This is a genomic window from Brevundimonas vesicularis, from assembly GCF_032067225.1.
GTDB lineage: Bacteria > Pseudomonadota > Alphaproteobacteria > Caulobacterales > Caulobacteraceae > Brevundimonas > Brevundimonas vesicularis_F.
Map to the genome: position 1 here is coordinate 1 of NZ_DAMBJX010000073.1, position 12,344 is coordinate 12,344.

Annotated in this window: 14 protein-coding genes; 7 read left to right on the forward strand and 7 right to left on the reverse strand. The window is 68.0% G+C overall.

Annotated features, from left to right (window positions below; translation table 11 throughout):
- Positions 1–324, reverse strand: a 324-nt coding sequence (locus RT123_RS14100; RefSeq protein ID WP_313009777.1) for a hypothetical protein, incomplete at its 3' end; no start/stop codon positions are given.
- A 127-nt stretch (positions 325–451) separates the two neighbouring features.
- Between RT123_RS14100 and RT123_RS14105 the strand changes: the two genes are divergently transcribed.
- Together RT123_RS14105 and RT123_RS14110 are read left to right on the forward strand one after the other, a co-directional pair.
- Positions 452–1,426 carry a fatty acid desaturase gene (locus RT123_RS14105; RefSeq protein ID WP_313009779.1) on the forward strand — a complete coding sequence of 325 codons (975 nt, stop codon included), beginning with the start codon at positions 452–454 and terminating at the stop codon, positions 1,424–1,426.
- Positions 1,423–2,073, forward strand: coding sequence for a methyltransferase (locus tag RT123_RS14110; RefSeq protein ID WP_313009781.1), 651 nt, complete (start codon positions 1,423–1,425; stop codon positions 2,071–2,073). The genes RT123_RS14105 and RT123_RS14110 overlap by 4 nt, the downstream gene beginning before the upstream one ends.
- On the opposite strand, the gene RT123_RS14115 is transcribed toward RT123_RS14110, so the two are convergent.
- Positions 2,070–2,636 (reverse strand): type 1 glutamine amidotransferase domain-containing protein, encoded by a 567-nt coding sequence (locus RT123_RS14115; protein WP_313009784.1) that lies wholly within the window; start codon positions 2,634–2,636, stop codon positions 2,070–2,072. The two genes, RT123_RS14110 and RT123_RS14115, sit on opposite strands and share 4 nt — an antisense overlap.
- Before the next feature lie 106 nt (positions 2,637–2,742).
- Between RT123_RS14115 and RT123_RS14120 the strand changes: the two genes are divergently transcribed.
- The 4 genes from RT123_RS14120 (at position 2,743) to RT123_RS14135 (ending at position 6,210) form a co-directional block, all read left to right on the forward strand.
- Positions 2,743–3,132, forward strand: a complete 390-nt coding sequence (locus RT123_RS14120) for a hypothetical protein (RefSeq protein WP_313009785.1) — start codon at positions 2,743–2,745, stop codon at positions 3,130–3,132.
- Between the two features lie 85 nt (positions 3,133–3,217).
- Positions 3,218–4,072 carry a neutral zinc metallopeptidase gene (locus tag RT123_RS14125; protein ID WP_313009787.1) on the forward strand — a complete coding sequence of 285 codons (855 nt, stop codon included), beginning with the start codon at positions 3,218–3,220 and terminating at the stop codon, positions 4,070–4,072.
- Positions 4,073–4,108: 36 nt separating this feature from the next.
- A complete protein-coding gene (pgm, locus tag RT123_RS14130; protein ID WP_313009789.1) occupies positions 4,109–5,746 on the forward strand; it encodes a phosphoglucomutase (alpha-D-glucose-1,6-bisphosphate-dependent) in 1,638 nt (545 codons plus the stop codon).
- Positions 5,747–5,751: 5 nt separating this feature from the next.
- Positions 5,752–6,210, forward strand: coding sequence for a hypothetical protein (locus RT123_RS14135; RefSeq protein WP_313009790.1), 459 nt, complete (start codon positions 5,752–5,754; stop codon positions 6,208–6,210).
- Here the strand turns inward: RT123_RS14135 and RT123_RS14140 are convergent.
- Positions 6,194–7,141, reverse strand: coding sequence for a retropepsin-like aspartic protease (locus tag RT123_RS14140; RefSeq protein WP_313009792.1), 948 nt, complete (start codon positions 7,139–7,141; stop codon positions 6,194–6,196). The two genes, RT123_RS14135 and RT123_RS14140, sit on opposite strands and share 17 nt — an antisense overlap.
- Before the next feature lie 183 nt (positions 7,142–7,324).
- On the opposite strand from RT123_RS14140, the gene thrC reads away from it, so the two are divergent.
- Positions 7,325–8,758 (forward strand): threonine synthase, encoded by a 1,434-nt coding sequence (gene thrC / locus RT123_RS14145; RefSeq protein ID WP_313009793.1) that lies wholly within the window; start codon positions 7,325–7,327, stop codon positions 8,756–8,758.
- Positions 8,759–8,764: 6 nt separating this feature from the next.
- Here the strand turns inward: thrC and RT123_RS14150 are convergent, their stop codons facing one another.
- The 4 genes from RT123_RS14150 to RT123_RS14165 form a co-directional block, all read right to left on the reverse strand.
- A complete protein-coding gene (locus tag RT123_RS14150) occupies positions 8,765–9,079 on the reverse strand; it encodes a CsbD family protein (RefSeq protein ID WP_055806344.1) in 315 nt (104 codons plus the stop codon).
- 93 nt (positions 9,080–9,172) lie between these two features.
- Complete coding sequence (gene thrB, locus RT123_RS14155) at positions 9,173–10,117, reverse strand: homoserine kinase (RefSeq protein WP_313009795.1); 945 nt, start codon at positions 10,115–10,117, stop codon at positions 9,173–9,175.
- 4 nt (positions 10,118–10,121) lie between these two features.
- Positions 10,122–11,873, reverse strand: coding sequence for a Gfo/Idh/MocA family oxidoreductase (locus RT123_RS14160; protein WP_313009796.1), 1,752 nt, complete (start codon positions 11,871–11,873; stop codon positions 10,122–10,124).
- A 102-nt stretch (positions 11,874–11,975) separates the two neighbouring features.
- A complete protein-coding gene (locus RT123_RS14165) occupies positions 11,976–12,131 on the reverse strand; it encodes a hypothetical protein (RefSeq protein ID WP_313009798.1) in 156 nt (51 codons plus the stop codon).
- Positions 12,132–12,344: the final 213 nt, after the last annotated feature.

The window sequence follows — 12,344 nt, forward strand, 5'->3', positions numbered from 1 at the left end:
CGCCCCGGCGAAACTCTCGCCAAAGCCCCAAAAGGTGGCGACGGCCATGGCTAGTCCTGCGGCGACGATGAACTGTTTGGCCGTCACGCCGCGTACGAACTCGTCGCTCTCGCGCATCAGCGCCAGGGTCGCCCAAATCTGCCCGATCACCGGCGCCGACACCGCCGCCGCCAGGACCCAGGCCGCCGGCTTGCCCATCAGATCGTCGAACGCGTCGGTCGTCATCATCGCGACGCAGATCGCGACGTACGGCACGGAGAAGGCCATCGTGCGGACGATGTAGCGTCGATGCGCAGGCGTTCCGGTCTTCCAGGCGGTGAACATGTCGGCTCTCCTTGTGTAAGGACAACCTGACACTGATCGAATGTCATGTCAACCTGACTTTTTGTCAGGCGTTCCCAACATTTCTCCGTTGCTTTTCCAGACGCGCGTCAGAGGCTAGACTTACCCCATGTCCGCCGCCCCACGCATCGCCCCGTCGGCCCTGTTCACGCGTCAGGAGTGGGCGCCGTACCAGATACGCTCGGACTGGGTCGGCCCGCTGCTTGTGGCTCACTGCTGGGCCGTGATCGCCCTGGCCGTGATCGCGGCCGTCGTGATCCCATGGCTGATCCCGCTGTGCGTCATGATCGTCGGCACGCGTCAGTTGGGTCTGGCCATTCTGATGCACGAAGCGGCGCATGGCGGCCTTTCGAGGTCGAACCGCCTGAACGACTTTCTCGGCCATTGGCTATGCGCCGTGCCGATCGGCGCCAGCCTGAAGGCCTATCGCCCCTATCATCTGACGCATCATCGCTTCGCCCAGCAGGCTGAGGATCCCGATCTGATGCTGTCGGCGCCGTTTCCCGTCAGCCCGGCCTCGCTGCGCCGCAAGCTGATCCGCGACCTGACGGGCCAGACCTTCTTCAAGCAGCGGGTCCTGCTGCCGCTAGCCCAAGCGCACGCGCGCTCAAGCAGCCCAAGGGGCGATAGCACAAAAGGAATGAACGACAGCGCCCATGATTACGAGTCGATCGTGACGGGCCGATCCGTACTGCCCTTCTACGCCTTCAACGCGGTCCTGCTGGCGGGCTTCATCGCCGCTGGTGTCTGGTGGGCCTTTTTCGTGTTGTGGCTGCTGCCGATGGCGACATGGTTTCCGATGGTGACGCGCCTGCGAAACATCGCCGAACACGCCTGCGTCGAAGGTTCGTCGAACAATCCCTTTCGCGCCGCTCGAACTACCCAGGCCAGCCTGTGGGAACGCGCCTTCATCGCGCCCTACTGGGTCAACTTCCACGCCGAGCACCACCTGTTCATGCATGTGCCCTGCTGGAAGCTGCCGCGCCTCCACCGCGCCATCCATGCGAAGCCGCAAGCCGAGGCCATGGAGGTCGCACCCGGCTATGCCAGCGTGCTGAAGGCTGTTACGCGCCAGCCGGAATGACCTTCCTCGATCCCGCCGCCTTCATCCGCGACAACACGCGGCTTCAGCCCGTGCCGCACGCGCCGGAGATTTCTTTGTGGCTGGCCGACGAGATCACGCCCATCTGGCGGCTGACGGAAGAAGAACTGGGCGAAATGGGCGTGCCGCCGCCCTTCTGGGCCTTCGCCTGGGCCGGCGGACAGGCGCTGAGCCGGTATCTGTTGGATCATCCGCAGGAGATCGCCGGCAAGCGCGTCTTGGACTTCGCAGCCGGTTCGGGCCTGGTCGGCGTGGCGGCGATGCAGGCGGGGGCGACCCATGTCCTGTGCGCCGACATCGATCCCTTCTGCCAAGCCGCGGTCGCCGCCAATGCGACGGCGAACGGCGTGACGCTGGACTTCACCCAGGCCAATCTGCTGGACGCCGCCCCGCCGGATGTGGACGTCATCTGCGCGGGCGACATCTGCTACGAGCGCCCGATGACCGACGCCGTTCTGGCCTGGCTGGCCCAGGCCCGCGCCAGGGGCACGCGTGTCCTGATCGGCGATCCGGGACGCACATATTTCCCGCGCACGGGCCTGGATTTTCTGGCCGAGTACCGCGTCCCGACCTCGCGCGAACTGGAGGACCAGGAAATCAAGCGGTCCTCCGTCTGGGCGATGCCTTAAGCTGCAGCCTGACCTTCGTGGCGGCCTTCGGCGAACTCCTCGATCATCTTGGCGTTGAAGGCGGGAATGTCGTCGGGGCAGCGGCTGGTCACCAGGCCCTGATCCACCACCACCGCCTCATTGACCACATTGGCCCCGGCGTTCTTCAGGTCGGTGCGGATGCTTTCGAACGACGTCATCGTGCGCCCCTCGACCACGCCTGCCTCGATCAGCAGCCAGGGCGCGTGACAGATGGCGGCGACCGGCTTGCCGGCGTCGAAGAAGGCCCGAACGAACTTCACCGCGTCTTCGTCCGCCCGCAGCAGGTCCGGGTTCGCCACCCCGCCCGGCAACAGCAGGGCGGAATAGGTCGAGGCGTCGACCGCCGCCACCGCCTTGTCGGCCGTGACCTTGTCGCCCGGCGTCAGGTGGTCGAAGCCCTGGAACTCGCCGGCCTTCAGAGACACGATCTCGACCACCGCGCCCGCATCCTTCAGCGCCTTCAGCGGTTCATTCAGTTCGACCAGTTCGACGCCGTCGGTCGCCAGGATGGCGACGGTCTTGCCGGAAAGGGATTGGGCCATGAGGAATGCTCCGTTCGTAAAGGTGGTTCGGCGCGATGAACCCACGGCGCCTAAAAGGGTTGCGGCTCCGCTTGGCGGCGATGGCGCGCGTCCCCACATCGTGTCCATGCGATCGCTCCTGACCCTGACCGCCCTGTTGGCCGCTGCCGCCACACCGGCGTTGGCCCAGACCTATCCGCAGGCCGGCCGCCCCTATGGCGCCTATCCGGGCGGCGTCCCCGCCGCCATCGCCGACCAGCATCGCTACGAGAACGACCGTCTGCGTTCTCAGGCGCAGTCGAACGCGGACCAGGCGCGTCAACAGCAGATCGAAACCCAGCTTCGCCTGCGCACCATCGAAGGCGCACGCGAACCGAGCGTCACCCAGCCCTTGCCACCCCGCCCGCTCTACAGCCTCGAGCAGGAGCGGACCCTGCGCCAGTCCGCCGCCGAACGCCGCCAGCAGACGGCCCAGGGCATGAGCCAGATCGACAACTGGCTGGCCCGTTCGCAGTGAAGCGTCCAAACTCCAAACTGACGCATCCCTTCCCTTGCACCCGCGTTCCTGCCTAGCTTAACCAGGATCGGGCGGAGGATAGGGCATGCGCTGGCAGGGTGGACGGACAGGCGGCGGCGGCATCGAGGATCGGCGCGGGCTGGGCGGCGGCGCCATCGCTGGCGGCGGCCTGGGCGTCGGGGTGCTGGCCATCATCGGCTATCTGGTCTTCGGCATCGACCCATCCACCACGACTCAGCTCGCCAGCCAGTTCGGCGGCGTCGGCGCGGAGCAGCAGCAAGGTCAGACCGGCACGCCCAAGGATCAGGCGGGCCAGTTCGTCGATGTCATCGGCGGCAACATCAACGATGTCTGGGCGCAGAAGCTGAACGGCTATCAGCCGCCGAAGGTCGTGATCTACGAACAGGGTACGGGGACCGGCTGCGGCTATGGTCAGTCGGCCATGGGTCCCTTCTACTGCCCGACCGACAAGACCGTCTATCTCGACCTCGGCTTCTGGCAGGAGATGGAGAACAAGCTCGGGGCCTCCGGCGCCGACTTCGCCCGTGCCTATGTCATCGCGCACGAGTTCGGCCATCACGTCCAGACCCTGACCGGCACCTCGGATCAGGTTCGCCAGGCCCAACAGCGCGCCTCCGGTCAGGCCGAAGCCAATCAGTATTCGGTGGCGCTGGAGCTTCAAGCCGACTGCTACGCCGGCGTCTGGGCCCGGAACGCCTCGGCCGTTTCGAACGGTCAGGTCGCCCTGGATGCTGGCGAGTTCGAGGAAGGCATGAAGACCGCCCAGGCCATCGGCGACGACACCCTGCAACGGCGCAGCGGCGGCCGTGTCTCGCCCGAAAGCTTCACCCACGGATCCTCGGCTCAGCGCGTCGAATGGCTGCAGCGCGGCTATCAGTCGGGCGACCCGGCGTCCTGCGACACCTTCAGCGGCGCCTGACCACCGCTATCCTTCAAAACGATTGATTGACTGACGATGCACGACCGCGCCGGCACGACCGCACGCCCCGAAGACCTGATCGATCTCGACGCCCTGCTCGACGCCTATGAGACGACCCGGCCCGACATGGGCGATCCGCAGCAGCGGGTCGTCTTCGGCACCTCGGGCCACCGCGGCTCCAGCTTGGACGGCGCCTTCAACCAGGCGCACATCTTGGCCATCGCCCAGGCGATCGCCGAATACCGCGCGGCGCAGGGCGTCGACGGCCCCCTGTTTCTCGGTCGCGACACCCACGGCCTGTCCGAGCCCGCCTTCCGCACGACGCTGGAGGTGCTGATCGCCAACGGGGTCGAGGTGCTGATCGACGCCCGCGACGGCTTCACCCCTACGCCGGCCGTTTCGCACGCCATCCTGACCTACAACCGCACGGACAGCCGGCAGGCGGACGGCGTCCTGATCACCCCGTCGCACAATCCGCCGCGCGACGGGGGCATCAAATACAATCCCCCCTCCGGCGGCCCGGCCGGGGGCGAGGCTACATCCGCCATCGCCGCCCGCGCCAACCAGCTGATCGAAGGCGGCCTGACCGAGGTCCGTCGCGTCCCCTTCGCCCAGGCGCATGCGGCGGCGGGCCGGTTCGACTACCTGTCCGCCTATATCGACGACCTGCCCAACGTGCTGGACCTGGACGCCATCCGCAACGCCGGCGTCCGTATCGGCGCCGATCCTCTTGGCGGCGCGGCCGTGGCCTATTGGGGCGAGATCGCTGAGCGCCACCGACTGGACCTGACCGTCGTCAACGACGCCGTCGATCCGCGCTGGGCCTTCATGCCGCTGGACGCCGACGGCAAGATCCGCATGGACTGCTCATCTCCCAGCGCGATGGCCGGTCTGATCGGCATGATGAGGGGCGGCTCAGCCTATGACGTCGCCTTCGGCAACGACGCCGACGCGGATCGCCACGGCATCGTCACCCCCGACGCGGGCCTGATGAACCCCAACCATTTCCTGGCCACCGCCATCGCCTATCTGTTCGCGAACCGACCCGGCTGGGGCGCGGACGTGGCGGTGGGCAAGACCCTGGTCTCGTCATCGATCATCGACCGCGTCGTCGCCGGCCTGGGTCGCCGCCTGCTGGAAGTTCCCGTCGGCTTCAAACACTTCGTGCCAGGCCTCTTGGACGGAACCGTCGGCTTCGGCGGCGAGGAATCGGCCGGGGCCTCCTTCCTGCGCCACGACGGCACGGTGTGGACGACCGACAAGGACGGCATCCTCCTGTGCCTGCTGGCCGCCGAGATCCAGGCCCGCACCGGCCAGAGCGCCAGCCAACTCTACACTGGCCTGACCGACCAATACGGCGCTCCCGCCTACGCCCGCGTCGATGCTCCGGCCAATCGCACGGAAAAGGCCCGGCTTGCCGCGCTCAGCTCCTCGGATGTGTCCGCGACCACCCTGGCCGGTCAGCCGATCACCGACATTTTGACGAAGGCCCCCGGCAACGGCGAAGCCATCGGCGGGCTGAAGGTCGTCACCGCCGACGCCTGGTTCGCCGCCCGCCCCTCGGGCACCGAGGACGTCTACAAGATCTACGCCGAATCCTTCCTCGGCCCCGACCATCTGGCGACCGTTCAGGCCGAGGCCAGGGCTGTGGTGGCGACGGCTCTGGCGAGCTGAAGTCGGTGTGTGTCCGCCGTTTCGAGATTTTCGCGGACTATTTCCAGTTCTACGTTTGCGACGAGACCTACGTCACCGACACCGCCGCCCTGTGGAGCTCGGACAGCGACCCCATGCTGGCCGTCGGCCCCGACCTGATCGCGATCGGCACGGTTCGCAACATGCTGGTCCCGGTCGAACTTGAAATCCTGACCACAGCGCCGACGCCCGACGCGGACGCCTGGGACCAGATGCGCGACTGCGGCCTGCGCCTCGCCAGCGGCGCGCTGATTGGGTTCGGCTGCACGGACGATCCGGATCAGGCCGAGCGGATCGCTGTGCCTGCCGGCGACTATGCGGCCCGCATTTCGCACGGCGGACTGAAAACCCTGTCCGAAGACGGGCTTGACGGCGACGACCGCTATCGCATCCAGCTCTGGCCGGGCGCGGTTCGGCCGATCACAGTGCTCAAGCCCCGACCGTAATCTCCATCGGCCGTTCGACGAACAGGCCGGGGCCGCCCAGGTCCAGCGCAAGACGCCGGTTCTCGAACGCGGCCATGCCGACCAGCGCCTTGGGGAAGCCCGGCACCGCGACGTCGTCATAGATGGCGACCGTCGCCTGACGATACAGTTCGTCGCCGATGGTCAGGGTGCGCACGACGACGGTCTCGGCGCGCACCGTGCCGCCCAGGACGATGCTTTGACCCGGCGTGCGTTCGCGTCCGTCCAGCAGGCCGGCAGCCTCGGCCGTCTCGCGCGTGACGGCCAGCACGGCCGAGGCGCCGGTGTCGATCACCGCATTGACCGTCGCCCCTTCCAGGGTGATGCCCGCCTGCAGCGCCTTGCCGGCCCGTGTCACCGGCACGGGCTTCAGCGACGATGGCGGCGTCCAGCCTTCGCGCGGCAGGAACCGGACCCGATGCTCCGCCGTGTCCAGCTCCAGCACCAGTTCGCGCAGCACGTCCTGTCCCAGAATCAGCGCCGCACCCAATCCCTGATCGCTAGCCAGCGGCCCCAGGCCAAGAATCGCCGCGCGCAATCCGGTCAGCCGCAAGCCGCCGATCGCCACATCCAGCGTCGTCCCGCGTCCGACCTGGGCGTCGCCGCCGACGCCGTAAGCCACCATCGGGATGTTGAAGACATTGGTCAGCCCCAGACGCTCGACCAGCGACCGGTCGATGACCGAATACTGCGCCCCGGAATCGATCAGGGCCCGCACCGGCCGTCCGTTCACAGTCACCTCGACCGTCGGGGTCGGCGCGCGCGGCTCGGCATAGGGCAGCCAGCCGCTGGAGCCGTTCGCCGCGAAGGCGACCGTCGGCCCGCGCCAGACCACATGGTCGCGCAGCCACCAGGCTCCGCCTGCGCCGCCGGCGACCAGCCCCAGCCGGATCAGAAGATCGCGTCGTCTCATGATCCCTGACATGGACCGTCGCAGCGATCCGCGCCAGCGGGGCGATGTCGCAACCCCTCTCGCAGGACCGACGACATTACCCTGAGGCGGCAAAAATGTGCGCCCAAACCGCCACTGCAACGTCCCGATGTGGATTGTCAGGCCGCAGCCCGCGAAAACCCGACAAAATCATCCAGAAAGCGGGTGACGCCGCCGCCCCGTCTGGCTACGACCATCGGCGTCATGAGCACCTCCAGCGCCCGCTACGTCTCAACCCGAGGCCAATCGCCCGAAACCGATTTCGCCGACGCCCTGCTGCGCGGCATCGCGCCCGACGGCGGTCTCTATATGCCAACCGCCTGGCCCAGCCTGTCGCCCGACAGCTGGACCGGAACGGCCGACTACAAATCCATCGCCCTGCAAGCCATCGCCCCCTTCATCGGCGACGCCCTGCCCGCCGGCGCGCTGGACCGCGCGTTGGACAGACTGACCGCCGGGTTCGACCATCCGCTGGTCACGCCTCTGGTCGAACTGGAGCCGGGCCTGTTCTTGCTGGAGCTGTTCCACGGCCCGACCGCCGCCTTCAAGGATCTGGCGATGCAGCTGGTCGCCAGCCTGACGGACGAGGCCCTGGCCGCCTCGGGCGAGCGTCTGACCATACTGACCGCCACATCAGGCGACACCGGCGCCGCCGCCGTGCGCGCCTTCGCCGGCGCCAAGTCCGTCGATCTGGTCGTGCTCCACCCGCTGGACCGCGTCTCGCCGGTTCAGCGTAGACAGATGACGACGGTCGAGGCCGACAATGTCCTGAACCTGGCCGTGCGTGGTGATTTCGACGACTGCCAGCGTCTGGTGAAGGGCCTGCTGGCCGACAAGGCCCTGCGCGAACGCGGCCGCCTGTCTTCGGTCAATTCGATCAACTGGGCGCGGCTGGCCGGCCAGATCCCCTACTATGTCTCCGCCATGGCCGAACTGGGCGAGGCCGCGACCTTCGTCGTGCCGACCGGCAACTTCGGCGACGCCTTCGCCGGCATCGCCGCCACGAAAATGGGCCTGCCGTCCAACGGCTTCGTCGCGGCGGTAAACCAGAACGACGCCCTGGCCCGCGCCCTGAATGACGGCCTGTATTCGCGCCGTCCGGCGGTCGAAAGCGGCAGCGTGTCCATGGATGTGCAGGCGCCGTCCAACTTCGAGCGGCTGGTGTTCGAGGCGGCGGGCCGCGACGCCGAGGCGACGCGCGTGGTGTTCGAAACCTTCGCCCGCGACGGCGCCGTCGCTTTCGAGCCGGACCTGCTGACCGCTCTTCGCGACCAGGTCTCGGCGGTCTCCATCGACGAGGAGGAGACGCGCGCCGAGATCGCCCACGCCTTTGAGGCCTGGGGCCGCGTCGTGTGCCCGCACACGGCCGTGGCGCTGGCCGCCGCGCGTCGGCAGGACCGCTCGAGAGGCCCCGTCGTCGCCCTGTCCACCGCCCATCCGTCCAAGTTCGGCGACTTCGTTTCGAACGTCCTGGGCTTCCAACCCGAACCCGCAAACGTCATCGCCGCCCTGGGCGACAAGCCCGAGCGGTTGACGATCGTCGATGGGACGATGGAAGCGGCGCGTGACGCCGTGGCGGCCTTTTCAGGCCGCCACTAAAACGTCTTAGCGACGACCGCCGCCCGTCAGGGCGCGCAGCAGAAGCAGGCCGACGCCGGCGACCGACAGGGTCGTGACCAGCGGACGCTTGCGCGCCTCGGCGGCGACAGTGCGGGCCTTGTCGCGGTAGTCGACGGGGACCTTTTCGACCAGGCGATCGACCGAATCCATGGCCTTGCCGAAGGTTTCCAGCGAACGGCCCTTGGCGTCGTTATAAGCGCCTTCAACCTGCAGCTTCTGGTCGCCGACCAGCTTGCCGACGCCTTTTTGGAACTTGCCTTGCGCCTGCGAGGCGGCGCCGTTGATGGTTTCGTCAGTCATGATCTTCGTCCTCGGGGAGCGGCGCACGTCGCCGTTGCACCATCAAAATCCCGGCCAAGCTTTCGGTTCCAGCGACGAAGCCGCGCAGGCGCCTCAGGCCGGTTCGGTCGCGCGCCAATGGTCCATCCGACGCAGGAAAACCGCCGGATCCTTGGGCGTCACCAGATTGGCGGGATCGTGGAAAATGCGGTCGTGCAGCCGCGTCACGGTGAACCGCAGGGTCGCCGCTTCGCCCAGACGCGGCAAGGCCTCCCGCTCCGCGCCGTTAAGCGGCCGCACGGATTCATAGCCGCGCTGGAAGGCCGTCAGGGCGTCCGGCATGGGTCGCCCCTCGGCGTCGAAGCCCCAGGCGGAAAGAGCGATGGCCAAATCATAGGCGAAGGCGCCGCTGCAGCCGAAATAGAAGTCGATCACCGCTGACACGGCGCCGTCCTCGAACAGCAGATTGTCGGGGAAATAGTCGGCATGGATCGCCCCGCCCGGCAGATCGTCCGTAAAGGGATCGCCCAGCCGCGCCAGCGAGGCGTTTACCTGATCCAGCAGCCGTCGATCCTCGCCCGAGGCCGCCTGGGCGCAGCGATCGGCCAGCCGACGCCACATGGCCGGCCCGACCGGATTGACCCGTTTCAGGTGAAAATCAGCCGCCGTCAGATGAAGCCGCGCCAGCACCGCGCCCGCCGCCGCCTGATCGGCCGATGACGGCGTGCGCAGCCAGGCCCCGGTCTTCCATTCGATCACCGCCGCCGCCCGGTCGTTCAACCGACCGAGCCAGCCGCCCGTCCGGTCCTCGATGGGCGTGGGGCAGGGGAAGCCGCGCGCCGCCAGATGCGCCGTCAGCCCTAGGCAGAAGGGCAGCGAGGCCTCGTCCGTCCGCCCCTCGAACAGGGTCAGCACAAACCGGCCGCGCGTCGTATCCAGGCGATAGTTTGTGTTCTCCACCCCCTCGGCGATGGCCGTCAGTTCGGCCACCTCGCCGATGTCGTAGCCGGCCAGGAACGCCTCGGCGTCGGCGATGGAAACGGGGGTGAAGACGGCCATGGCCTTAGTTTAGGCCCGCATCGGCGCGCCGTGCACGCACGATCTCGGCCAGGTCCGCCATGATGCTCTCGGTCGTGGCCCAACGCCCGGCGCCCCGGCCCCGGCAGCGCCACACGCGGCCGTCGGCGCCGTAGACCTTCAGCGCATTGCCCTCGCCGCGCAGGGTCGAGAACAGCGGGTCGCCATGGTCGGCGTTCAGCGATACCGACGGGCGGATCACCCCGTCCTTCAGATGGGCGGCGCCGATCTGGCGCACCCCGCCTGCGGCCGAGGTCGTCTCGCTCAGGTGGTCGCGCGGCACGTCGCCTTCGGGCGAACGGCCGAACGCCTCGTGACACAGCAGCCGCACCTTGGCCGCCGCATCCAGACCTTCCAGATCCGAGGACGGGTCCTCCTCCGCAAAGCCTGCCGCCCGGGCGTCCGCCAGGGCTTCGTTGAAGGCCGCCCCGTCGCCCAGCCGTTCCAGCATGAAGTTGACCGTGCCGTTCAGCACCGCCTCGAAGCCGACCACCTCGCCGGCCGCGCGGGCGGCGCGCACCGTCTCGATCATCGGCGATCCGCCCCCGACCGAGGCTGACCAGAAGATGCGCCGTCCATTGGCTTTCGCCAGTTCTTGCAGCCCGCCCGGATCGCGGCTGACGGCCTGTTTGTTGGCGCTGGCGACATCGCAGCCAGCCTCGAGCGCGGCGCGGATCACCGCGTGGCCCGCCTCGCCTTCCGACAAGGCCTCCAGCACGATGTCGGGCTTCTTGGCCCAGAGGTCCGCCGGGTTGGAGGTGAATAGCGACGCGGGACAGTCGACGTCGCGGGCCTTCTTCGGATTGCGCACCAGCACGCCCACGACCACGTAGCGAGGATCATGGAGCAGCTTGGCCAGCACGCCGCCGCCGACCACGCCGCATCCGGCGACCGCGACCTTCAGCGGCGGCAGGGCGGGCGCGGGGCCGGGCGGCGCCGACTTGTCGCCGATGACCGTGCCGTCGGCGCGATCCAGCGCCGCCACCTCGATCTCGACCCCGCGGCTTTCGCCCAGGTCGATGGCGTCATGCTGGACCAGCGCGCCGCCCAGCTTGCGCGCCACATCCCAAGAGGCGCGGCGATAGCGCAGGGCCGGGGCCGTCTTGTCATTGGGGTCGTGGTCGTAAAGGCCGTCCACGTCCTTGACCAACCGCACCTTCTTCAGCCCCAGCTCGGCCGCGAGGAACACCGCCGTCAGGTCCGATCCGCCGCGTCCCAGCAAGGCCACCTTGCCGTCCGGCCGCACCGCGCCGAACCCGGGCACCACCACCACCTCGTGGCGATCCAGCGCCTGTTTCAGATGGTCGGGTCGCAGACCGCAGGGGCGCGAATGCTCCGACTCGCCCTCCGCCACGATACCAAGTTCGCGGACCGACAGGGCGCAGGCGTCCAAGCCGATCCGGTCGCAGGCGATGGCCACCAGGGCCGCCGACTTCTCTTCGCCCAGGGCCACATAGCCGGGCAGCAGGTCGTTGGAATGGGCCAGGCCCAGCGCCCTCGCCTCGCCCAGCAGCCGGTCCGTCGCCCCGCCGAAGGCTGAGACCACCGCCACCACCTTTCGGCCCGCCCGCACATGGCCATAGACGGCCGAGGCGACCAGCGGCGCCTCCGCCGGGCTGCGTAGGATGGACGAGCCGAACTTGAGCACCACCACCTCGGGCCCAACCAAGTCGGGTGAAGGCTGACTGCTGGGGTCGAGGCTTTCGGATTTTTCTACGACGGCGAGTTGGGCGGACATCGGGGTTCTCGGGAAAGGTCGGGATGGGGTGGGGTGAAAAGAAAAACCCCGCCTGGCGGACCGGGCGGGGTTCGGGTTCTGCGGTTGCCGGGGTTCGGCGCGCTAAACTCGTCCCGCCCGTTCGGGCATGGTGGTGGTGCCGGTGGTACCGCCGATAATCGTGCCGCCGATGGTCAGCTCGCCAACAGTCAGGCCGAGACGCGTCGCGGCGAGGCCGGCGACGGTCGAAACTTCGGCGATGAGCGAGCGCTGTTGCACAGGGCAGGTCCGGTTGAAATCTGAGCCTAGGGTGATCGGACGACCCCCGACCTGTCAAGTCGCATTGGATGATTTTTTCACGACAAGGCGCTTATTGTGCGTTTTCACCCCCATCGAGTCGACCCATGCCACCAATGAGGTTGAATTTTTCGCTTGACCGGCGCCGCCTCGATCATCAACGTAAAGTCACTCATCAAGACCAGCCGAGGGATT

Coding starts and splice junctions, on each gene's coding strand:
- RT123_RS14125 (WP_313009787.1), top strand. CDS start 3,218: ATGCGCTGGCAGGGTGGACGGACAGGCGGCGGCGGCATCGAGGATCGG.
- RT123_RS14105 (WP_313009779.1), top strand. CDS start 452: ATGTCCGCCGCCCCACGCATCGCCCCGTCGGCCCTGTTCACGCGTCAG.
- pgm (WP_313009789.1), top strand. CDS start 4,109: ATGCACGACCGCGCCGGCACGACCGCACGCCCCGAAGACCTGATCGAT.
- RT123_RS14110 (WP_313009781.1), top strand. CDS start 1,423: ATGACCTTCCTCGATCCCGCCGCCTTCATCCGCGACAACACGCGGCTT.
- thrB (WP_313009795.1), bottom strand. CDS start 10,117: ATGGCCGTCTTCACCCCCGTTTCCATCGCCGACGCCGAGGCGTTCCTG.
- RT123_RS14160 (WP_313009796.1), bottom strand. CDS start 11,873: ATGTCCGCCCAACTCGCCGTCGTAGAAAAATCCGAAAGCCTCGACCCC.
- RT123_RS14150 (WP_055806344.1), bottom strand. CDS start 9,079: ATGACTGACGAAACCATCAACGGCGCCGCCTCGCAGGCGCAAGGCAAG.
- RT123_RS14140 (WP_313009792.1), bottom strand. CDS start 7,141: ATGAGACGACGCGATCTTCTGATCCGGCTGGGGCTGGTCGCCGGCGGC.
- RT123_RS14115 (WP_313009784.1), bottom strand. CDS start 2,636: ATGGCCCAATCCCTTTCCGGCAAGACCGTCGCCATCCTGGCGACCGAC.
- RT123_RS14120 (WP_313009785.1), top strand. CDS start 2,743: ATGCGATCGCTCCTGACCCTGACCGCCCTGTTGGCCGCTGCCGCCACA.